The sequence below is a fragment of the Micromonospora acroterricola genome, from assembly GCF_003172955.1.
Classification (GTDB): Bacteria; Actinomycetota; Actinomycetes; order Mycobacteriales; family Micromonosporaceae; genus Micromonospora; species Micromonospora acroterricola.
The window spans coordinates 1-19962 of record NZ_QGKR01000155.1; the positions used below are offsets into that span (position 1 = coordinate 1).

At 72.9% G+C, this 19962-nt stretch carries 16 protein-coding genes; 8 read left to right on the forward strand and 8 right to left on the reverse strand.

The features are described from left to right. The first annotated feature begins 20 nt into the window (after positions 1 to 20). The 3 genes from dacB to tilS all read left to right on the forward strand — a co-directional run bounded on the left by dacB (position 21) and on the right by tilS (position 3587). Complete coding sequence (gene dacB / locus DKT68_RS08590) at positions 21 to 1427, forward strand: D-alanyl-D-alanine carboxypeptidase/D-alanyl-D-alanine endopeptidase (protein WP_407940706.1); 1407 nt, start codon at positions 21 to 23, stop codon at positions 1425 to 1427. Between the two features lie 86 nt (positions 1428 to 1513). Further along, positions 1514 to 2584 carry a zinc-dependent metalloprotease gene (locus DKT68_RS08595; RefSeq protein WP_109816885.1) on the forward strand — a complete coding sequence of 357 codons (1071 nt, stop codon included), beginning with the start codon at positions 1514 to 1516 and terminating at the stop codon, positions 2582 to 2584. A 10-nt stretch (positions 2585 to 2594) separates the two neighbouring features. Then, a complete protein-coding gene (tilS, locus tag DKT68_RS08600; protein ID WP_109816886.1) occupies positions 2595 to 3587 on the forward strand; it encodes a tRNA lysidine(34) synthetase TilS in 993 nt (330 codons plus the stop codon). A gap of 2 nt (positions 3588 to 3589) precedes the next feature. Here tilS and DKT68_RS08605 read toward each other — a convergent pair whose 3' ends face one another. Then, positions 3590 to 4552: a GlxA family transcriptional regulator gene (locus tag DKT68_RS08605; RefSeq protein ID WP_109816887.1), complete on the reverse strand. Its 963-nt coding sequence runs from the start codon at positions 4550 to 4552 to the stop codon at positions 3590 to 3592. A 99-nt stretch (positions 4553 to 4651) separates the two neighbouring features. Here DKT68_RS08605 and DKT68_RS30890 point away from each other — a divergent pair, with 99 nt between their 5' ends. The 4 genes from DKT68_RS30890 to folE all read left to right on the forward strand — a co-directional run bounded on the left by DKT68_RS30890 (position 4652) and on the right by folE (position 8700). Further along, on the forward strand, positions 4652 to 4840 hold the full coding sequence (locus DKT68_RS30890; protein ID WP_146218322.1) for a hypothetical protein: 189 nt from the start codon (positions 4652 to 4654) through the stop codon (positions 4838 to 4840). Between the two features lie 100 nt (positions 4841 to 4940). After that, positions 4941 to 5516: a hypoxanthine phosphoribosyltransferase gene (gene hpt, locus DKT68_RS08610; protein ID WP_109816888.1), complete on the forward strand. Its 576-nt coding sequence runs from the start codon at positions 4941 to 4943 to the stop codon at positions 5514 to 5516. Positions 5517 to 5983: 467 nt separating this feature from the next. Further along, the gene (ftsH, locus tag DKT68_RS08615; protein WP_109816889.1) at positions 5984 to 7999 is read left to right on the forward strand and encodes an ATP-dependent zinc metalloprotease FtsH; all 2016 of its coding nucleotides are present in this window, start codon (positions 5984 to 5986) and stop codon (positions 7997 to 7999) included. A gap of 35 nt (positions 8000 to 8034) precedes the next feature. Further along, the gene (gene folE, locus DKT68_RS08620; protein ID WP_109816890.1) at positions 8035 to 8700 is read left to right on the forward strand and encodes a GTP cyclohydrolase I FolE; all 666 of its coding nucleotides are present in this window, start codon (positions 8035 to 8037) and stop codon (positions 8698 to 8700) included. Positions 8701 to 8925: 225 nt separating this feature from the next. On the opposite strand, the gene DKT68_RS08625 is transcribed toward folE, so the two are convergent. Together DKT68_RS08625 and DKT68_RS08630 are read right to left on the reverse strand one after the other, a co-directional pair. Further along, a complete protein-coding gene (locus tag DKT68_RS08625) occupies positions 8926 to 9621 on the reverse strand; it encodes a hypothetical protein (protein WP_407940707.1) in 696 nt (231 codons plus the stop codon). 47 nt (positions 9622 to 9668) lie between these two features. Then, complete coding sequence (locus DKT68_RS08630; RefSeq protein WP_109816891.1) at positions 9669 to 12230, reverse strand: FtsK/SpoIIIE domain-containing protein; 2562 nt, start codon at positions 12228 to 12230, stop codon at positions 9669 to 9671. Positions 12231 to 12425: 195 nt separating this feature from the next. On the opposite strand from DKT68_RS08630, the gene DKT68_RS08635 reads away from it, so the two are divergent. Next, positions 12426 to 12989 (forward strand): hypothetical protein, encoded by a 564-nt coding sequence (locus DKT68_RS08635; protein WP_109816892.1) that lies wholly within the window; start codon positions 12426 to 12428, stop codon positions 12987 to 12989. A 3-nt stretch (positions 12990 to 12992) separates the two neighbouring features. Here DKT68_RS08635 and DKT68_RS08640 read toward each other — a convergent pair whose 3' ends face one another. The 5 genes from DKT68_RS08640 to DKT68_RS08660 form a co-directional block, all read right to left on the reverse strand. Next, positions 12993 to 13589, reverse strand: coding sequence for a hypothetical protein (locus DKT68_RS08640; protein WP_109816893.1), 597 nt, complete (start codon positions 13587 to 13589; stop codon positions 12993 to 12995). A 13-nt stretch (positions 13590 to 13602) separates the two neighbouring features. Next, positions 13603 to 14715, reverse strand: coding sequence for a M23 family metallopeptidase (locus DKT68_RS08645; protein ID WP_236646798.1), 1113 nt, complete (start codon positions 14713 to 14715; stop codon positions 13603 to 13605). Between the two features lie 50 nt (positions 14716 to 14765). Continuing rightward, positions 14766 to 15314: a hypothetical protein gene (locus DKT68_RS08650; RefSeq protein WP_407940705.1), complete on the reverse strand. Its 549-nt coding sequence runs from the start codon at positions 15312 to 15314 to the stop codon at positions 14766 to 14768. A 5-nt stretch (positions 15315 to 15319) separates the two neighbouring features. Continuing rightward, on the reverse strand, positions 15320 to 17278 hold the full coding sequence (locus DKT68_RS08655) for an MraY family glycosyltransferase (RefSeq protein ID WP_109816895.1): 1959 nt from the start codon (positions 17276 to 17278) through the stop codon (positions 15320 to 15322). A gap of 1 nt (position 17279) precedes the next feature. Then, the coding region (locus tag DKT68_RS08660; protein ID WP_109816896.1) for an ATP-binding protein at positions 17280 to 19962 on the reverse strand (2683 nt) is incomplete at its 5' end.

Consider the following 19962-nt stretch of genomic DNA (forward strand, 5'->3'; position numbering starts at 1 on the left):
CCACCGGCAGCCGCCGGCGGCTGCCGGTGGTGCTGGCCGTGGTGGTGCTGCTGGTGCTCGCCGGCGTCGGGGTCGTCGTGACCCGGCCGGGCCCGGTCGCGGGCTGGCTGGGCGACGACGGCGGGGCCGCGCCGGCCGCCGCTGGCGCGACCCCGGAGCCAGACCCGTCGGAGGTGCTGGCCGGCCCGGACCCCAACGCCCCGCTGCCCACACCCGACGGGGTACGGGCCGCGCTCGACCCGCTGGTCCGGGCGGCGGCCCTGGGTGGCCGGGTGAACGTCTCGGTGGCCGACGTGACGTCCGGCCAGACGCTGTTCGTGAAGGGGGCGGACGACGGGACGGTGCCCGCCTCGGTCACCAAGCTGGCGACGGCGGTGACCGTGCTGGCCGCCAGGGGCCCCGGGTACCGGATCCCGACCCGGGCGGTGGCCGGCGCGAATCCGGGCGAGGTGGTGATCGTCGGTGGCGGCGACTTCACCCTCGCGGTGGACAAGAAGGGCTACTACCCGGGCGCGGCGCGCCTCGACGACCTGGCCGGCCAGGTGCGGACCGCCCTTGGCGGCAGCGCCCCCACCAGCGTCATCGTCGACGGCTCGATCTTCTCGGGCCCGGTCTACGGCCCGGGCTGGGACGATGACATCCCCACCGGCGGGTACGGCGGGGCGGTGACGGCGTTGATGGCCGACGGCGCGCGCAAGGACCCGGGCGCGGACAGCGGCGGCGCCGAGCGCGTCACCGAGCCGGACCTGGCCGCCGGCCGCTCGTTCGCGCGGCTGCTCGGCGTGCCGACCAGCGCCGTCAAGCGGGGTACGGCCCCGACCGCAGCGGCCGGTGGCGTCACGCCGGCACCCGGCACCGAGTTGGGCGTGGTGCAGTCCCCGCCGCTGATCCGGTTGGTCGACATCATGATCAGCGAGAGCGACAACCTGCTGGCGGAGGCGCTGGCCCGCCAGGTCGCGCTGGCCCGCAACCAGCCGGCCTCGTTCGAGGGCGCCGCCGCCGCGATGGACGCCGAGGTGGCCGAGCTGGGCCTGCCCGCCGACGAGATCACCCTGTCCGACGGCAGCGGGTTGTCCCGCCTCAACCGCATCAGCCCCTCGCTGCTGACCGACCTGATCCGCCTGGCCGCCAGCCCGGACCATCCGGAGCTGGCCGGCATCTTCGGCGGCCTGCCGGTGGGCGGCTGGTCCGGCACCCTGGACGACCGCTACCGCGGCGCGCCCGGGACCGGCGCCGGGGCGGGTGCCGTACGGGCCAAGACCGGCACGCTGACCGGCGTGCACGCCATCGCCGGCCTGGCCACCACGGCCGATGGTCGGCTGCTCACGTTCGCCGTCCTCACCGATCAGGTGCCGGGCGGCACGGACACCGCCCAACCGGCGCTGGACCGGATCGCCGCCGCGCTGGCCGCCTGCGGCTGTCGCTGACCGTCGCCGGCCGACCGGGCGGCGACCGCCGTCGATCGCCGGCGCGAGCCCGGGCCAGGGTGTCGCGGCGCGGGTACGGTGGGTCCATGGCGCAGTTCGTGGACTGGGATCTGGCCGCCGCGACGGCGGGGGCGTTGAGCAAGTCGGGCCCCCGTGTGTCGTACTCGGAGGCCACCGACGTGGTCGGCGACCTGCGGCGGCTGACCGACGAGGCGGCCGGGCACGTGGCCGACTACACCGGGCTGCGGGCGCAGGTGTCGCACCCGCCCGTCCGGGTGGTCGACCGCCGCGACTGGGCCGCCGCCAACATCGCCGGGCTCCGCGAGGTGATCACCCCGCTGGTCAACCGGCTCTCCGGCGACAAGCAGCCCGGCGCGCTGACCGAGGCGATCGGGTCCCGGCTGACCGGCGTGCAGGCCGGCACCGTGCTGGCCTACCTGTCCGGCCGGGTGCTCGGCCAGTACGAGGTGTTCTCCGCCGACCCGGGTCAGCTGCTGCTGGTCGCGCCGAACATCGTCGAGGTGGAGCGCAAGCTCGGCGCCGACCCGCGGGACTTCCGCCTCTGGGTGTGCCTGCACGAGGTCACCCACCGCACCCAGTTCACCGCCGTGCCGTGGATGCGGGCCTACTTCCTCAGCGAGGTGCAGGCGTTCGTGGACGCCTCGTCCAGCGGCGGCGAGCACCTGGTCGAGCGGCTGCGGCGTGGGGTGGCCACCCTGTCCGAGGCGGTCCGCGACCCGGAGAGCCGCACCAGCGTTCTGGACATCGTGCAGACCCCGGCGCAGCGGGCCGTGCTGGACCGGCTCACCGCGCTGATGACCCTGCTGGAGGGGCACGCGGAGTTCGTGATGGACGGCGTCGGCCCGCAGGTGATCCCGAGCGTGGAGCGGATCCGGGCGTCGTTCAACCGGCGTCGTGAGGCGGGCAACCCGCTGGAGAAGGCGATCCGCCGGCTGCTCGGGGTGGACGTCAAGATGCGTCAGTACGCCGAGGGGCGCAAGTTCGTGCACGGCGTGGTCGAGCGGGTCGGCATGGAGAAGTTCAACTCGATCTTCAACTCGCCGCTCACCCTGCCCCGGCTCTCCGAGCTGGGCGACCCGGACGCCTGGGTGGCCCGGGTGCACGGCCCGGCTGGCACCTTCCCGTCCGCCGGCTGACCGTCCGCCGGTGGCCGCACTCGCCCCGCCGGTGGCCGCCATCCGAGTGGCGGTCCGCCGCGCGCTGACCGGCCTGCCGTCCGACGGCCCGGTGCTGGTCGCCTGCTCCGGCGGCGCCGACTCGCTCGCGCTGGCGGCGGCCACGGCGTTCGTGGCGCCCCGGCTCGGTCGGGCCGCCGGCCTGGTGACCGTCGACCACGGCCTGCAGGCCGGCTCGGCGCAACGCGGCGAGGCGGTGGCCGCCTGGGCCCGGGAGGCTGGGTTCGCACCGGTGGCGGTGGTCCGGGTGGAGGTTGCCGGGCGGTCGGGTGGCCCCGAGGCGGCCGCCCGGGAGGCCCGCTACCAGGCGTTGACCGACGTCGCCCGTCAGCACGGCGCGGTCGCGGTGCTCACCGGGCACACCCGCGACGACCAGGCGGAGACCGTGCTGCTCGCGCTCGCCCGCGGGGCCGGCCCGCGCGGGCTGGCCGGGATGCCCGCCCGGCGGGAGTTGGCCGGGGTGCCGCTGCTGCGCCCGCTGCTGATGATCGGCCGGGCCGAGACCCGCGCCGCCTGCGCCGTGCTCGGGCTCAGCGCGTGGGAGGACCCGCACAACACCGACCCGTCGTACGCCCGGTCCCGGGTGCGTTCCGACGTGCTGCCGGCGCTGGTGGGGGCGCTGGGACCCGGGGTGTTGGACAACCTCGCGCGTACCGCCCGGCTGGTGGCGGCCGACAACGCGGCGCTCGACGAGTTGGCGGAAACGGCGCTGGCGGCGGCCCGGCATCCCGGGGGCGGGCTCCTGGTGCCGGCACTGGTCGGCCTGGCGCCCGCGGTGCGCGGCCGGGTGCTGCACGTGTGGGCGCGTGAGCTCGGCGCCTCGCCGGGTGCCCTGTCGTACCGGCACGTCGCCGCGTTGGACGCCCTGGTCACCGAGTGGCGCGGTCAGGGGCCCGCCGACCTGCCCGGTGGTGTCCGGGTGCTTCGCCGCGCCGACCGGCTGGCTCCCGTCACTCCCGGCTGATCTCAGCCGCTGTGCGCCCGGTCCCGGAAGGTGGTCCGGTAGCCGTGCGGGGTGGCGCCGACCCGGCGGCTGAAGTGGTGCCGCAGCGCCGCCGCGTCACCGAAGCCGGCCTGGTCGGCGACGGCCTCCACGCTCAGCGGCGTCTCCTCGAGCAGCCGGCGGGCGAGTAGCACCCGCTGGTTGGTGAGCCAGTCGTGCGGGGTGGTGCCGGTCTCGGCGCGGAACCGCCGGGCGAACGTGCGCGGTGCCATGCCGGCCCGGACGGCCAGCTCCTCCACGGTGATCGTCCGGTCCAAATGCCCCATCAGCCACTCCAGCACCGGCTCCAGGGTGGGCGCCTCGGGCGCCTTCGGGATGGGCGCCTCGACGTACTGCGACTGGCCGCCGTCGCGGTGCGGCGGTACGACCATCCGCCGGGCCAGCCGGGTCGCGGTGGCCGAGCCGTGCTCCTGGCGGATCAGGTGCAGGCAGGCGTCGATGCCGGCCGCGGTGCCGGCGCTGGTGAGCAGCCGACCGTCCTGGACGTAGAGCGAGTTGCAGCGCACCCGGGCGCGCGGGTGCTGGCGTTGCAGCTCGTCCACGTACCGCCAGTGGGTGGTGCACTCCCGGTCGTCCAGCAGCCCGGCCGCGCCGAGCAGGAAGGCGCCGGAGCAGACGCTGAACAGGTACGCGCCGCGCGCGTCGGCCCGGCGCAGCGCGTCGAGCACCGAGTCGGGGACCGTGGTGCCCGCGCTGTGGGCGGGGACGGCCACCAGGTCGGCGTCCTCCACCGGGCCCAGGTCGGCGTGCGGGGTGAGGTGGAAGCCGGAGGAGGTGCGTACGGGGGCGCCGTCGGGGCTGCACACCTGGAAGCGGTAACCGGGGAAGCCGTCGGCCGTCCGGTCGGTGCCGAACACCTCGGCGAGCACGCCGAGCTCGAAGGGGGCGACCTGGTCGAGGGCGAGGACGGCCACGGATCGGAGCATGTGACGAGGGTAACCCGGTAGGTGGCAGAAAATCGATGCCCGATGGCATCTCTGCCACTGTCCGGTCGGCGTGACCGGTCGCAGACTGGTGTCAGTCCGGTGCGCACCGGCGGCGAAACCGACAGCAACCATGCGAAAGCGAGCGCCGCCATGGAGTTTTTGCTCTTCCTCCTGTTCCTCGTCCTGCTCGGCGTCGCCTCGGCGGCCGGCCTCACTGCGGACAGCCACGATTCGGCCGACTGGAAGCCCAGCGACGACGGCCGCCGCTGGCGGTCCCGTACCAGCTGATGTGTTTGGTGGTTTTTGCGGTGAAAATCCTGGGTGGGACCGCGCCAAAAGGTGCGGCCCCGCCGACGGGGGCCATCCGACGTACGGCAGGCTAGGAGTCATGGCTGACGGCTCCTGGTACGACGCCGACATCGACCACGTGATCATCTCCGAGGCACAGATCCGCGAGAAGACGGCGGAACTGGCCAAACAGGTCTCCGCCGACTACGCCCACGTGGGCGACGGGCTGCTGCTGGTCTGCGTGCTCAAGGGCGCGGTGATGTTCATGGCGGACTTCGCCCGGGCGCTGGGCCGCAACGGCCCCCCGGTCGAGCTGGACTTCATGGCCATCTCCTCCTACGGCCAGGGCACCACCTCCTCCGGCGTGGTCCGCATCCTGAAGGACCTGGACCGCGACATCGCCGGGCGGCACGTGATGGTCGTCGAGGACATCGTCGACTCCGGGCTGACCCTCTCCTGGCTGCTTCGCTACCTGGAGTCCCGTTCCGCGGCGAGCGTCGAGGTGGTCGCGCTGTTCCGCAAGCCGGACGCGGTCAAGGTGCCCGTCCCGGTGAAGTACGTCGGCTTCGACATCCCGACCGAGTTCGTCGTCGGGTACGGGCTGGACTTCGGCGAGCGCTACCGGGAGCTGCCGTACGTCGGGGTGCTCAAGCCGGAGGTCTACGCCCGGCGCTGACGCCGACCGGGCCGCCGCCCGCGGGCGTGTGAGCCCAACTCGCATCGGTATTCGTCAAGCCGACGTTCAGCGCACTCTCAGGTGTTCCGGTTACCGTGGAGCCCGGTGGCGCGGAGGTTGCTCCGCGCCCGACCCCCTCGACCGCGTGACCGGGCGTTCGGGTGGTCGGGCCGGACTCCCCGCCACGCCGGCTTCAGCCCGGACCCGCCGTACTTGTCGGTGCGGGGCTGGCGGGCCTGCCCACGGTGCGCCTCGTCGATGGCGAAGGTGTGCCGAGTGCGGGGCTCGCAAGCTCACTCCTCGCGTACACGGTGTACCGTCGAATGACCGCGGCGCGGCAGTTTGCGCGCCTCGGGGTCGAGGCCGGCCCGCACGGCGGCTCCGGCCGCCGCTCAACCGCGGCGACACCATCAGACGGTCAGGACGTCGATCAGGAGGATGCGGGCGCCCCGGCGCTCGACAACAGTATGGAACGTACGCGTTTCTTCCGCCGACCGGTGGTCTGGATCATCCTGGTCATCCTCGGCGCCGTTGTGCTCAGTCAGCTGTTCACCGCTGGTCCCAGCTACCACCGCGTGGACACTTCCGTTGCGCTCGACCAGCTCCACACCGCCAAGATCAATAAGGTCGTCTTCCAGGACAAGGAGCAGACGCTCCAGCTGGACCTGGCCCAGAAGACGAAGTTCGGCGAGACCACCACCAACAAGATCGAGGCTCAGTTCCCGTACCAGGCCGGCGACCAGGTCTGGAACGAGGTGCTGGACGCCAAGGCGGCCAACCGGGTCACCGGCCCGGCCGACGCCAAGGTCTCGTCGGACAGCATCTGGGTGAGCCTGCTGGTCAACCTGCTGCCGATCGCGCTGCTCGTGCTCCTGCTGCTGTTCTTCATGTCGCAGATGCAGGGCGGCGGCTCCCGGGTGCTCAACTTCGGCAAGTCCAAGGCGAAGATGATCACCAAGGACACTCCGAAGACGACCTTCGCGGACGTCGCGGGTGCCGAGGAGGCCGTCGAGGAGCTGTACGAGATCAAGGACTTCCTGCAGAACCCGGCGAAGTACCAGGCCCTGGGCGCCAAGATCCCGAAGGGCGTGCTGCTGTTCGGCCCGCCCGGCACCGGCAAGACGCTGCTGGCCCGCGCGGTCGCCGGCGAGGCCGGGGTGCCCTTCTACTCCATCTCCGGCTCCGACTTCGTGGAGATGTTCGTCGGCGTCGGCGCCAGCCGGGTCCGTGACCTGTTCGAGCAGGCCAAGACGAACGCCCCGGCGATCGTCTTCGTCGACGAGATCGACGCCGTCGGCCGGCACCGTGGCGCCGGCATGGGCGGCGGTCACGACGAGCGGGAGCAGACGCTCAACCAGCTGCTCGTCGAGATGGACGGCTTCGACACCAAGGGCGGGGTCATCCTGATCGCGGCCACCAACCGGCCGGACATCCTCGACCCGGCGCTGCTGCGCCCGGGCCGGTTCGACCGGCAGATCCCGGTGGACGCCCCCGACATGGAGGGCCGCAAGGCCATCCTCCGGGTGCACGCCAAGGGCAAGCCGTTCACGCCCGACGTGGACCTCGACGCGGTGGCCCGGCGTACCCCGGGCTTCAGCGGCGCCGACCTGGCCAACGTGATCAACGAGTCGGCCCTGCTCACCGCCCGCAAGGAACAGCGGGCGATCAGCAACGACTCGCTGGAAGAGTCGATCGACCGGGTGGTCGCCGGTCCGCAGCGACGGACCCGGGTGATGAGCGACCAGGAAAAGAAGATCACCGCGTACCACGAGGGTGGGCACGCGCTGGTCGCCTGGGCGCTGCCGCACGCCGCGCCGGTGCACAAGGTGACGATCCTGTCGCGTGGCCGCTCGCTGGGCCACACCCTGGTGCTGCCGACCGAGGACAAGTACACCCAGACCCGCGCCGAGATGATCGACACCCTGGCGTACGCGCTGGGCGGTCGGGCCGCCGAGGAGCTGGTCTTCCACGAGCCGACCACCGGCGCCGGGAACGACATCGAGAAGGCCACCCAACTGGCCCGCGCGATGATCACCCAGTACGGCATGAGCTCCAAGCTCGGTGCGATCAAGTACGGCACCAGCGGGGACGAGCCGTTCCTCGGGCGCAACATGGGCCACGAGCGGGACTACTCGGACTCGGTCGCCGCCGAGATCGACGGCGAGATGCGGGCCCTGGTCGAGCTGGCGCACGACGAGGCCTGGGAGATCCTGGTCGAGTACCGGGACGTCCTGGACAACATCGTGCTCGAGCTGATGGAGAAGGAGACCCTCTCCACGGCCGACATGGCCCGGATCTGCGCCCGGGTGGTGAAGCGCCCGCCGCTTGCCCCGTACAACGGCTTCGGCAAGCGCCAGCCCTCCACCGAGCCGCCCGTGCTCACCCCGGCGGAGAAGGACAAGCTCAAGGCGCAGGCCGAGGCCGACGGCGCGCAGGCGTCGGTTGGCGGCGCCTCGTCCAACAACTCGGACGGCACACACTGAGCAGCGACCCGACGGCCAGCTCCCCCCACCGGGAGCTGGCCGTCTCCGCGACCGAGCCCGACGGCGACGACGGGCTGGACTACGTGGCCGCCCGGCTGATCAGCGGCAGGCTGACCGGGCGACCGGTCGAGGACGCCGTCGACCTCGCGCGGATCGAGAAGGCGGTCCGGGAGATCCTGATCGCCGTCGGCGAGGACCCGGACCGTGACGGGCTCCAGCAGACCCCGGCCCGGGTCGCCCGGGCGTACGCCGAGCTGTTCGCCGGCCTGCGGGTCGACCCGGCCCAGGTGCTCAGCACCACCTTCGAGGCCAACCACGAAGAGCTGGTGATCGTCCGCGACATCGACGTGATGAGCCTCTGTGAGCACCACCTGCTGCCGTTCCGGGGCAGCGCGCACATCGGCTACATCCCCGGCCCCGACGGACGGATCACCGGCCTGTCCAAGCTGGCCCGGCTGGTCGAGGTCTTCGCCCGCCGGCCACAGGTGCAGGAGCGGCTCACCTCCCAGGTCGCCGACCTGCTGATGAGCAAGCTCGCCCCGCGCGGCGTCGTCGTCGTGCTCGAGTGCGAGCACATGTGCATGGCGATGCGCGGCATCCAGAAGTCCGGCGCTAAGACGATCACGTCTGCCGTACGTGGCACGCTGCAGCACGACGCGAAGTCACGGGCCGAGGCGATGGCGCTGATCATCCCCCGCTGACACCCCTACGCACCAACGGCCGGCCGACCCCGCACGGGACGGCCGGCCGTTCCGTTCCCGGGCTCGCGGCCCTCCCGGCCCTGTTCTTCCGGACCGCCCCGTTCTCCCGGACCGGTCCGCCTCCCCAGCCTGCCCGGTTCTTCCCGGACCGGTCCGCCTCTCCGGCCTGCCCGGTTCTTCTCGGACCGGTCCGCCTCGTCGTCCGGCCGGCCTCCGCCCGGTGGATCAGCTCGCCAGCAGGGCCAGCAACAGGCCGGCCGTGACCAGCACCGCCGGCACCAGGCAGACCAACGCACCGAAGCGCACGGTGCGGTCCAGTCGCCCCCCGGGGCCGGCGCGGAACACCCGCCCGATGCCCACCCAGCCGGCGACGAAGGCGACCGCCGGCATCGGCAGCCCGCAGACCAGCGCCGCCACGCCGGCCGGGCCCGCTCCGGCCACCACGAACACCACGACCTGGATCAGCGGCACCAGCAGCGCCAGCGGCCCGTACACCAGGAGGTTGCGCAGCCGCGCCGGCCAGGCCCCTGGGAGGAACCGGCCGCCTGCGGCCAGCGCCGCGTCCGCCGCCTCGGCCTGACCCCGCGCGACGCGCAGCGCAGACAGCACGGCCGCGGGGCCGCCGGCCATCGACCGGGCCGCCTCGGTCAGCTCCGGCGGGGACGGCACCAGCGAGATCGCCGGTACACCCCGCTCACGTAGACGCTCCTGCTGGCTCGCCAGCCTGGTGCGCACCACCGTCAGCTCCTCCCGGGCGGCGTCCGCCGAGCGGGCCTGCTCACCGGCGGCGGCCGCCGCGCTGCGGCGTACGCCGTCCAGCTGGCGGGCCGCGGCGAGGTACTCCGACCAGACCGCGGTGGGCTCCACACCCGCCTGCGTGCCGTCCCCCTCGGCGGCCCGCTGCCGTCCCGGCCCCGTCACCGTCGTGTTCGGACCCAATTCGACACCTCCCGCGCGCACCACCGGGATCACCCGGCCTCGTCGGCGAACGGCACCAGGACCGTGCCCCGCTCGTCCGGACCGTCCCAGAGCACCGCCCGGTCGGGCCGGGCCCGCCACTCCACCGGCCGACCGAAGACCGCGGCGAGTTGGGCGGCCGGTACGTCCAGCACGGCCACGGCCGCGAGCTTGTCCACCTCGCCCTCCGGCTCGAGCAGCGCGGCGAACGGCGGCACCGCCCGCCACCAGCCCAACAGGTGCCGACCCGACGGCGGTCCGTCCCGCAGAAGCGCGCGCAGCCGGTCCACCGGCAGGTCCCGGGGCCCCGGCCGGTCCAGCCCGAAGACGACGAGATAGGTCGGCAGCTCGCCGTCCGCGTCCGCGAGCAGCGTCGGCAGGTCCACCATGGTGGCCGGATGGCGGGCGGCCAGCTCGGCCGTCAACGCCTCCGCCAGCGGCCGGGCACCCGGATCCGGTGCCGCCACCAGGAAGCGGGCCGAGCCCGGCGAATGGTGATCCGAGGTGCTGCGGGCCGCCGTCGCCAACAGCCCGCCCGCCGCCGGGCCGGACCCCAGCACCGCGAGGTTGCGACCCGCCGCCGGCCCCAGCGGTACGGCGACCGTCGAGCGTGCCACGTCCACCGCCCGGCCGAGCAGCGCCGCCGGCCCGTGCGCCTGACCGGCCAACGCCGCCCGATGCCGCGGGTCGTTGCCCAGCAGCGGCCGGGCGTACCCGGCGAAGACCACCGGAGGCGCCGACCCGGCCGGCCGAGCCGCCCACAGCTCGTGCCGCAGCCGCTCCACCGCCTCCGGGTGGTCCTGCGGATCGGGGTGGCGGATCAGCCGTTCGTGACCCCGGGTCGCGCCCCGAGGGCCGCCGAGCCCACCCGCGGTGTTCACCACCGCGCTGCCCACCGGCAGACCGGCCGCCGAGTCGTTGGTCGGTTCCAGCACCGGGCCGCCGCCCGGCAGCGCCACCCGCACCGGGAACTGGCCGAGCACCGAATCGCGGTGGCCGGTCTCTCCCCGACCGCTCAGCCCCAGCTCACCCGCGCCGGCCAGCACCAGGTGCACGCCGTACGCCCGGCCGGCACGGGCCAGCCCGTCCACCTGGGCGGCCACCTCGGCGGCCAGCCGGTCCCGCTCGGCGAAGATGAGCGGGACATTGTCCAACACGCACACGATCCGGGGCAGCGACCGGTGCTGGCGCAGCTCCGCGAAGCGCTGCCCGCCGGCCCGCCCGCCCGCCTCGGCCCGGCGCTGCACCTCGATCGTCAACTGATCGAGCAGGTCACGGACGTACTCCCGATCGGCGGCCATGGCGGCTGCCCGCACGTGCGGGACCCAGGACCGGTCCCGCTCGGTCTGAAGGAACTCCACGAAGGACTCGCCGTCACCGAGATCCACCAGGTAGAGAGCCAGGTCGTCCGGACCGTACCGGGCGGCCAGCCCCAGCAGCGCCGTGGTCAGGAACGCCGCGCGACCCGCACCGGAGCGGCCGCTGACCAGCCAGTGCGGAGTCAGTTCGGTGAAGCCCAGCGGCACCGGGCGACCCCCGGCGTCACCGACGGTGGTGGTCAACCCGTCCGTGGAATCCGACTCCCAGAGCCGCTCACCCGTCGCCGGCAGCAGATCCCCCAGAGCCAACCGGGAGCCCGCCTCCACCTGCGCGGCGAGCCGCCGGCAGACCGCGTCGACCAGCTCGGCCGGCGGGTCCGCCTCGACGAAGACCGGTGAGTTGAGCCCGCCCGGCGGATCAGCGCCCGGGCTGGCGAAGGACGCCCCCGGCGGGTCACCGAGCAGCGCGTACGCGTTGCGCAGCACCAGCGGGGTCGCGTGCGGCAGAGGACCCCTCGTCGCGTACGGGCCGGCGGGCGGCCAACCGGCCACCACCAGGTGCAGCCCCGCGGACGGCCCCTGGTCGGCCAGCGCCTCGATCCGTGCCAGGTCGGTCGGACCGGTCAACTCCGGCAGCGCGGCGACCACCAGCAGCAGCGTCCGGTCGTGCCGGCGCCGCCCGCTCGCCCCCGGCGTCACCCACTGCTCCGCCTCCGTCAACACGGCGCGCAGACCCGCCACGTCCACCGCCGGAGGTGGCAGCAGGCCGGCGTCGGCCAGCGCCCCGAACGGAGCGAGCACGCCAGCCGTCGCATCGACGGCCCTGACCAGCAACGCACCCGCCGGCGCCGCCCCCAACGACCGCAGCAGCACCGCCCGGAGCAGCCCGGCCACCCGAGGTTCCCGGGCGTCGGTGTCCACGCTGAGGTGCCCGGTGCCGACAAGCGGCACCAACGCGGGGAAGCGGGCATCATCCAACGGCGCCGCGGTGCCCACCCGGACAAACGGCGGAGGGCCCTCACCCGCAGGAGAGTCCACGCTGAGCGAATCCAGGGCGGCGCCCGACCATCCGGGGGCAAGCCGCGCGGCGACCGCCCGCAGCCGGTCGGCCAGCTCGTACTGGCGGCGCTGATCGGCGGGAGCCGGTCGAGTCTCGTCAAGGATGCTCGCCGCAGCCGTCGCGACAGCCGCGGCGCGGCGGTGCAGGGCTGCCGCGCGGTTCGTACGTGCCTTCGGACCGGCCACCGCGTCCACCCCCTCTGCCCGAGGTTGGCAACCCCTCCCTGAGCAGAGACGGTATCCCAGCCGGGGCCGCTCCTCCGGGAGGTGCAGCGGCGGTGCGCCGGTGTTGTCGTGGATCTCACCGGTGGGGAGGGGTCCGTCACGATCCGCTGGATCTGAGGCATTGGCTCCGGGGCGTCCAGCCGTTAACTTCAGGAGGTGGAATCAGTGCAGCCCCCCGCCGGTTCCCAGGTCTCCCGCGTACCGGCCCAGCGGACCCCGTCCGAGCAGTTGCCGCCGGCCCCGGTTACGCCGGCGCCGCGGCGGCCACGCCGCCGGGTACGGACCGTGCTGACGGTGGTCGGGGGCGTGCTCGCTCTGCTCACCATCGGCGCTCTCATCACGGGCTACGTGCTGTACGACCGCGCTTCCGCACCGGACCGCAGCGCACCCGACGTGGTCGTGGACAACTATCTGCGCGCGTTCCTTGTCGACCGCAACGACGCGAGAGCCGATCTCTTCACCTGTGAGGGCGGAGCCGACCTTCAAGCCGTGCGCGACCTCCGTCGTGAGATGGAGCAGCGGGAGTCCAGCTTCAACGTCACGGTGCGAGTCAGCTGGGGCCCGCTCACTAGGAGTCCGTCTCCGGACGGTGAATCCGTGGGCACGACGCTCACTATTGCCGGGTCTGCCGACGGCGTCCAAAGGAGTAGCCGGCGAGAGGATTGGATGTTCGAGGTCGTCGAGGACGATGATGGTTGGAGGGTCTGCGGCGGCAGCCGAGCCGGTTGATGGTCACTCAATCCACAGCAGATGGACCGGAACTTCCAGAGTGGTCGGTGACTGGCCGCGCCAAGCCCAGCGGTACCACTCCACCTCGGGTGTGATCCGGACGCAGATGTCCCCCTCGGCGCCGGAGTAGGTCTCGGTAACCGCTCGCAGGTCGCGGTGCTCCAAACCGCCCTCGACGTGCACCACGCGACGCCCGGTGACGGCATCCGCCTCGAAGACCGGTGTGGGGGACCGGTGGGCCGGGCCATCCAGCGAGACCAGCCGGATGCCGCTGCGGGTTTCGTCCAACCTCGGCCGATCGCCGACCGTTTCCACCCAGACCCGATCGACCGGTACCAGCGGCGCGAAAACCTCGACCTGCTCGGCCTCGGCCCGGTACCACTCGTGCTCGGGGATCACCGGCACATAGGTCCGGGCGCCCTGCACCACCCGGTCGTCCGCGCGTAGGTCGCCCCGCCAACCCAGCCCTGGCAGCCCGACCAGCACCCGTCGCCCACGCAGCTCCACCTGGGCGGTGGCGGGCACTATCGCCAGCGGTCGGGGCGGCCGGGGTGCCCAGTCGGGCTGGTCGGCGAACGGATCCGGCAGGGGTCCGGTCATGCCCGTGCTGGCCTCACTCTGCGCTCCGCAGCGGGGCACCCCGCTCGCGCATGAACGGGATCGGGTCGATGGCGCCACGGCTGGTGCGGTCGTTACGCAGATGCACCTCGAAGTGCAGGTGTGGACCGGACGAGTTGCCGCTGCTGCCCACCTGCCCGATCACCTCGCCGGCCGGCACGATCTGGTCGGGCGACACCCGGGGTTGGGACACCATGTGGCAGTACCGGGTGATGTAGCCGCCAGCGTGCAGCAGGTCGACGAACCAGCCGCAGCCACCCTTGCCGGGGTGCCCGTCGACGTCGCAGTCCCTCCGGCCGCGGTCGTCCGGGTCGCAGCGGGCGACCAATACCCGGCCGGTGGCCGCGGCACGGATTTCGGTGCCCTTGGCCGCCCCGATGTCGACCCCGTTGTGGCTGGGGCGGCTGCTGGTTCGGAAGCCGGAGCCGACGCCGCCCGGGATCGGAGCGGTCCAGCCGGAGGCGGCGATCTGGCCGCGCTCGGCCGCGTTGCAGACCGCCTTGCCGTTGATCTCGATCGTGCGCGCCGCGCCGCCGGACAGCGCGTTGACGATACGGCTGGCCAGCTCCTCGTGCTTGGCGTACGCGTCCGGATAGGCGCTGATCTGGACCTGCTGCGCCACCGCCGTCAGCGGTCGGCGCTGCCAGCTCCGCACCTTGACCAACTTCTCGTAGAACTTTCGGGCCGTGTACGCGGGGGTCATCCGCTCGGTCACGGAGCCCCACCCCGGCCGCTGCTGGAACAGGCCAAGCGAGTCATGGTCGGCGCCGACGCCCTCGTGCGGCAGGGCCAGTGACGCGGGCACACCACTGTTCGCCAGGTTGCGCAGCGCGGACTCCTGCATCGCGGTGGCCAGTGCGACCACCCACCCCCGCGACGGCACCCCCATGTCCTGGCCCACCTTGATGATGATGGCGGCGTTGCGGATCTGCGCGTCGCCGTACTCGGCGAACCGCGGGAGCTCGCCGGCGATGTCCACCGGGCGGATAGGGCCGCAGCCCCAGCTGGCCAGGGCGTCCGCCTTCTCCGTTTCGTCTCCGAGCTCGCTGAGGAAGAACGCGGCGGTTCCCCCGGTGCAGCAGAGCAGGAGCAGTACCCCGGTGAGCATCGTGGCAATCATCCCGAGCCGCGCTGGCCGGCGGAGGGCGCTGCCGCTTGTCACTGCCGCTCCCAATCCACCACGTCGACCAGCCAGCCGTCATCCGCGGCGACCAGTTCCAACCGAAGTCGACCTGTGTCGAGGGGCAGCAGTACCTCGACGAACGTCTCGCTGCGCGACTGCACCGCCGGTGGGCCGGCGACCACGACGGCCGGAACTCCGGCGGGGTCGACGCCGGCCAGCTTCTCGGTCAGCGCCGGTGTGGACAGTGGCCGCAGGCCGGCCTGCCACTGATCGGTGGTGATGCCGGGCCGACCGAGCCAGGCCGAGGTGAAACGGTCGGCGGTCTGCTCAGGCGTGCGATCGCCCGGTCGCGTCACCGGCGACGGTGGAGCCTCGGTGGAGATCGCGCCATCGTCGCCGGCCGTCGGGTCCACGGTGGTGATCGGTCGGTCGGGCCGGCTGCTCAACCCGTCTGCGGGGCCGGTCGGTCCGGAGACGAGCCGAGCCGCCCCGAGCACCCCGAAGATCAGCACCGCGATCACCAGCGCCACCCCCAGGCGGGACCGCAACACCCGGGTGAACAGGAACTCAAGACCTCGTCGCATCGCCGTCACCGTGCCTCCGAGCGCACCCGCGGTCCAGTGCGGTCCGGCGTACGCTGTTCGGCGGAGCCCGGTCGATAGACCACGAACGACGGGCTCTCAGCCGGCACGTCCGGTTCGGTCCAGGTCGCGGGCTGCCGGCGACGGGGTTGGGGTGCGACCGGCCGGTCTCGGCCGCCGGTCTCCTCCATCGGCGCCTCGTCGGCGCGTTCCCGACCGTCCGGGCGCCCGGTGCCGGTGCGCGGGCCATCGACCGGGGCGGTCGGTGCCAGGCCGTGGTCTTCCCGCCGCGCCTCCGGGCGCAACCTGGTCTGCTCGGCCGCCGGTGAGCGGCGACGTCCGCCCACCGGCTCCGCCGTGCCACCGGGTTCGGCCACGTCGAGGCGCGCCGCGGTCCGCATGTCCCGGAAGAACCGGCGGTGCCAGGACCCGGCCGAACTGACCGCCTCGCTGCTGTCCTTGCCGCCGAGCTGGGTAATCCGCCGGTACGGCCGCAGCAGCAGCCAGCCGACCACCCCGCACAGCCAGACCAGCACCACCTGGAGCCAACCGGGCAGGGTTGGCGTACTCATGATCAGGTCGACCGCGAACAGGTAGATCGCGGCCCCGGTGCCGAAGATGGCGATGTTGAAGACCGCGGCGACCACGGCGTTCCCGAGCCGTCGCAGCCCGGCGCTGGCTGGTCGGAGCAGACCGACCGTACCCAGGATGGGTGCCGCGATCACCGCCCATCGAAAAATGAGGAAGCCCAGCAGGACCAGCAGTGACGCCGTCAGGTCGAACATGGCGAACAACAGCGACGCCAGGACCGCGATGAAACCGGCACCAACCCGGTCCATGTCCCGCACTCCCTGGAGGTATTCGTATGCCTCCGGGTCTTCGGTCTCGATTTGCTGAGCCACCCGAGCCCACTGCTGCTGCTTCGCCTTGATCGTCGCCGGCCGGGTCGCGGGGTTGGCCCGTAGCTTCTCGGCCTCCTCCCAGGAGAGCGACTTGGCGTCGTAGAGCGCGGGGCCGTACTTGCGGGCGGTCTCGCTGTCGGCGGAGCCGAGCACTCCGCGCAGCCAGTTCCGGTAGAGCATCGCCTCGGTGGCCGTGTCGCTGGCACGCACGGCGGGCGGTCGGTTGTCCTTACAAGCGTCGGGATTTGGATCATCGCATTGACCCGGTGGAGTGTCCCGGGCTGCGGGACCCACGGCATCATGCACGACACCCAACGTGGCGACCAACGTGCCGTCCGCGATGTTCGCTGACTTGACGGGCCAGGCCGCCAGTGCGGTGACCGCGACCATGACCAGCAACGCCCAACCTGCGGTGGTCATGGCGTTGCTCATGTCCGACTGGCGGGAGCGCCAGAGCAGGTACAGCCCCACCACACAGAGCGTGACGATGCCGAAGACGCTGAACACCTTCTGGTAGACGGCCTTGGTCGCCTGCTCGACCAGCGGATCGGCCCAGCCCCACATGGAGCGAGGGTCCCAGGCCCGCTCCCGCAAGGCGTTCGAGGCGCCGACGATCGCGGTGGCCATCATGAATTCGCCGTTCGCCAGCGTGGTGGTGAACTTGTAGTCCGGATGCAGGACCGACGACGCGCATCCACCCGGAATGTCGTACGTTGGATAGCTGTAGCCAGCGTAGCCGTAGTCGCTGTAGAGGCCCTTCGGACCGGGCTGCTTGGCGGAGTCCGGTCGGCCGGCGAACCACCCGGCGAGCCCCGAATCCGGCGTGCCGGGGGTCGGTGCGTTGCGGCAGGTGACCTCGCTCTCGCTGACCTCCTTGAGCTTCGAAACGCACGCCCGGAAGTCGGCCTGCCACTCCTGCGTCGTGCACAGGTCGGCACGGGCCTGGGCGGCCGGTGGGGCGGCGGCTGCCGCCTCCGCGCCGATCAGTGGCCAGGTGAGGGAGGCCCCGGCCAGTACGCCGAGGGCGAGCAGGAACGAGGTGATTCGTGCCCGAGCCCTCGCCATGTCACGCCTCCAGATCCGGCAGGGGGATGCTCGGAAGCACTCCGGCCGCCGCGGCGATCGCGGCGGGCGTCGTGTCGAGGTGGTCCAGCAGGCCTTCGACGTACGAGACGTCGACCCGGACCTTCTGCACCCGCCCGTCGACGTCGCGCATCACGAACTCGCGGAAACCGAGGCGGTTGGCCGAGCTGGTGTCGGCGGCGGAGAGCGAGGCCAGGGTCGCCTCGTACCCGTCGTTGACCGGCACCCGCAGCAGCCGCAGCGCTTCGGACGCGATCTCGGCGTCCTCGGCGATCCGGCCGACGAAGACGGTGGAGACCAGGTTCTGCACGTCGAGGCCGAGGATGTCGCGGGGGTTCTGCGAGGCGACCAGCGCGGCCAGGTTCCACTTGCGGGAGTCGCGGGCGAGTCGGACCAGGAACGATCGCCCGGACCGCCAGCCTTCCATGAAGTGCGCCTCGTCCAGGCCGACCAGCTTGCGGGAGGACATCGACCCGCCGTAGCAGCGGCGGACGGCGAGCCGGTGCGCGGTGTGCAGCATCGGCAGGGCGAGGGCCTCCTCGGCGGACCAGTACTCGCGTTCGATCTTCAGGTCGGGCAGTCGCAGCCCGGCCATGGTGATGACGGTGAGCGCGGCGTCGGCGCCGAGCAGCCCCTCCGGCGGTCGGCCGAAGAAGAGCATGGCGAGCGGCATCTCGGCGGTGTCCAGCAGCAGGTTGGCCAGTTCCTTGCCGGCGTCGTCGTCGAGCCGACCGAGGCAGCTCACCACGTCGTCCATGGTGGACGTCTCCTCGGCGGGCACCTGGCGGACCGCGTGCCGGAACAGGGTGGCGGTGGACGCCTCCCGGGCCACCTGCGGCGGCACCAGCATCATGCAGATGTCCTGGACGAGCATTCGGCGCTCGGCGCGGGCGTTGGACACTGCGATCTCGAACTCCCGGTCACCGGACGCGCCAGCGCCGAATTCGCTGCGCAGCGGCGTCGGGATGAGCGAGTAGGGCGCGAGCGTGCCGTGCTCCGAGCCGGTGAGGTTCAGCACCCGCGAGTACGGTCGCAGCTCGGGCATGGCGCACAGCCGGGCCAGCGGCCCGGACGGGTCGAGCAGGGTCACCTGGACGCCCCGGCGCGCGGCCAGGTAGCCCAGCGCGCCGAGCAGGGTCGACTTGCCGCCGCCCGGCTCGGCCACGAAGACCGCGAGCCCGGAGCGTTCCCGGACCTCCATGGGGAAGTGCAGGTCGAGGAAGACCGGCCGGCGGCAGGTGCCGGCGGTCCGACCGATCAGGTCACCCCGCCGGTCGCCCACGTTGGAGGCGGCCTGGGGGAGGGCGGCGGCGAGCAGCGGAACCGGCATCCGACGGACGTAGCCGGTGTTGGCGATCGGCTCGCCGGGGATGAACTCGCGGGCCAGCCAGTCCTGGTTCTTCGGGTGCTGGAGCGAGATGCGCAGCTCCCGGGAGTAGAGCTGGATGAGCCGGCGGGCACGCTCCAGGCACTCTTCCCTGGTCCGGCCGCCGACCGCGATCCGGTGCCAGCCGTGTGCGCGCGCCGAGTCGACCGGCAGCCCGGTGGTCATCTCGTCACCGATCACCAGCGCACGCTTGGCCAGCCGCTCCAGCTCCGGTGGCGCGTCGATGCCGTGCTCGGCGTAGTCGAGCTGCTGTGAGCGGATCATCCGCAGCCGGTGCTCGAGGTTACGGAAGGAGTCGCCGGAGCCGAGGATGTCGACCCGGGTGGAGATCTCCATCGGCCAGGGCAGTCGTTCGTGGAAGTGCAGCCACGGCTCGTGCCGTTCCGGGATCTCCAGTGGCTCCATCCGGCCGACGGCGAGCACGGCGACGTGCCGTTCCTCGCCGGTCATCCGGTTGACCAGCTTCACCGTCGAGCCGTACGGGGTGCGGTAGCGCTCGACCTGTTCGGTCAGGGCGAGCAGGTCGCCGCGCTCCCACCGGCCGTCGGTGACCGGGGAGAGCGTGCCGGGCGGCGCCATGCACAACGCCACGGAGCGGTAGAGCAGCCACTCCAGCTCCTGGGCGGTGACCCGCCGGCCGCGCATGCCGAACGCGCCGAGCACCTCGTCGAACTGCTCGACGGTGCGGCCCAGCTTGCGGCGTTCGCCGTCGGCGGTGCCCCGGCCGAAGGTGCGCAGCAACCGTTCGGTGAGCGAGTCGCCGAGGGAGCGGCGGGCGAAGGTGACGCCCAGGTAGGTCTGCCCCTCGGCGTGGTTGACCGCCATCAGGTGCCGCTGGGCGGCGACCAGGTGGTCTGCCCAGCCGGTGGTGCCGGGCACGTCAGGCAGTGGCGCCGGAGTGTGCGCGTCGATGGTGCGCGCCCACTCGTCGGCGGGGAACGGCCGGGTGGTGCGGCGCAGGTGCAGCCGGAAGCCGGCGAGACCGGCGTACTGCTCGGAGATCGCCGAGAGCAGCGCCTCGCGTTCGGCGTCGGGCCGGAATGCCCAGCGCACCTCGGGAAGCCAGTACCAGGCCGTGACCGTGTTCGGGGTGAAGGTCAGGTGGCCGGCGATCTCGGTGATGGCCAGCTCGACCGACGGGTCCCGATCCCCGAACTTGATCTTCGCGCTGCGGACCCGGGCGGGCCGGGTCGGTCGGTCCTGCCGGCTCGCGGCGCGCTGGCGGGGTGGGGCGACCTCCCGCCCGGTTGGCTCGCCGCTGGTCAGCGCGGGCCGGGCG

Coding starts and splice junctions, on each gene's coding strand:
- DKT68_RS08595 (WP_109816885.1), top strand. CDS start 1,514: ATGGCGCAGTTCGTGGACTGGGATCTGGCCGCCGCGACGGCGGGGGCG.
- DKT68_RS08605 (WP_109816887.1), bottom strand. CDS start 4,552: ATGCTCCGATCCGTGGCCGTCCTCGCCCTCGACCAGGTCGCCCCCTTC.
- hpt (WP_109816888.1), top strand. CDS start 4,941: ATGGCTGACGGCTCCTGGTACGACGCCGACATCGACCACGTGATCATC.
- ftsH (WP_109816889.1), top strand. CDS start 5,984: ATGGAACGTACGCGTTTCTTCCGCCGACCGGTGGTCTGGATCATCCTG.
- DKT68_RS08640 (WP_109816893.1), bottom strand. CDS start 13,589: ATGACCGGACCCCTGCCGGATCCGTTCGCCGACCAGCCCGACTGGGCA.
- DKT68_RS08645 (WP_236646798.1), bottom strand. CDS start 14,715: ATGCTCACCGGGGTACTGCTCCTGCTCTGCTGCACCGGGGGAACCGCC.
- DKT68_RS08650 (WP_407940705.1), bottom strand. CDS start 15,314: ATGCGACGAGGTCTTGAGTTCCTGTTCACCCGGGTGTTGCGGTCCCGC.
- DKT68_RS08655 (WP_109816895.1), bottom strand. CDS start 17,278: ATGGCGAGGGCTCGGGCACGAATCACCTCGTTCCTGCTCGCCCTCGGC.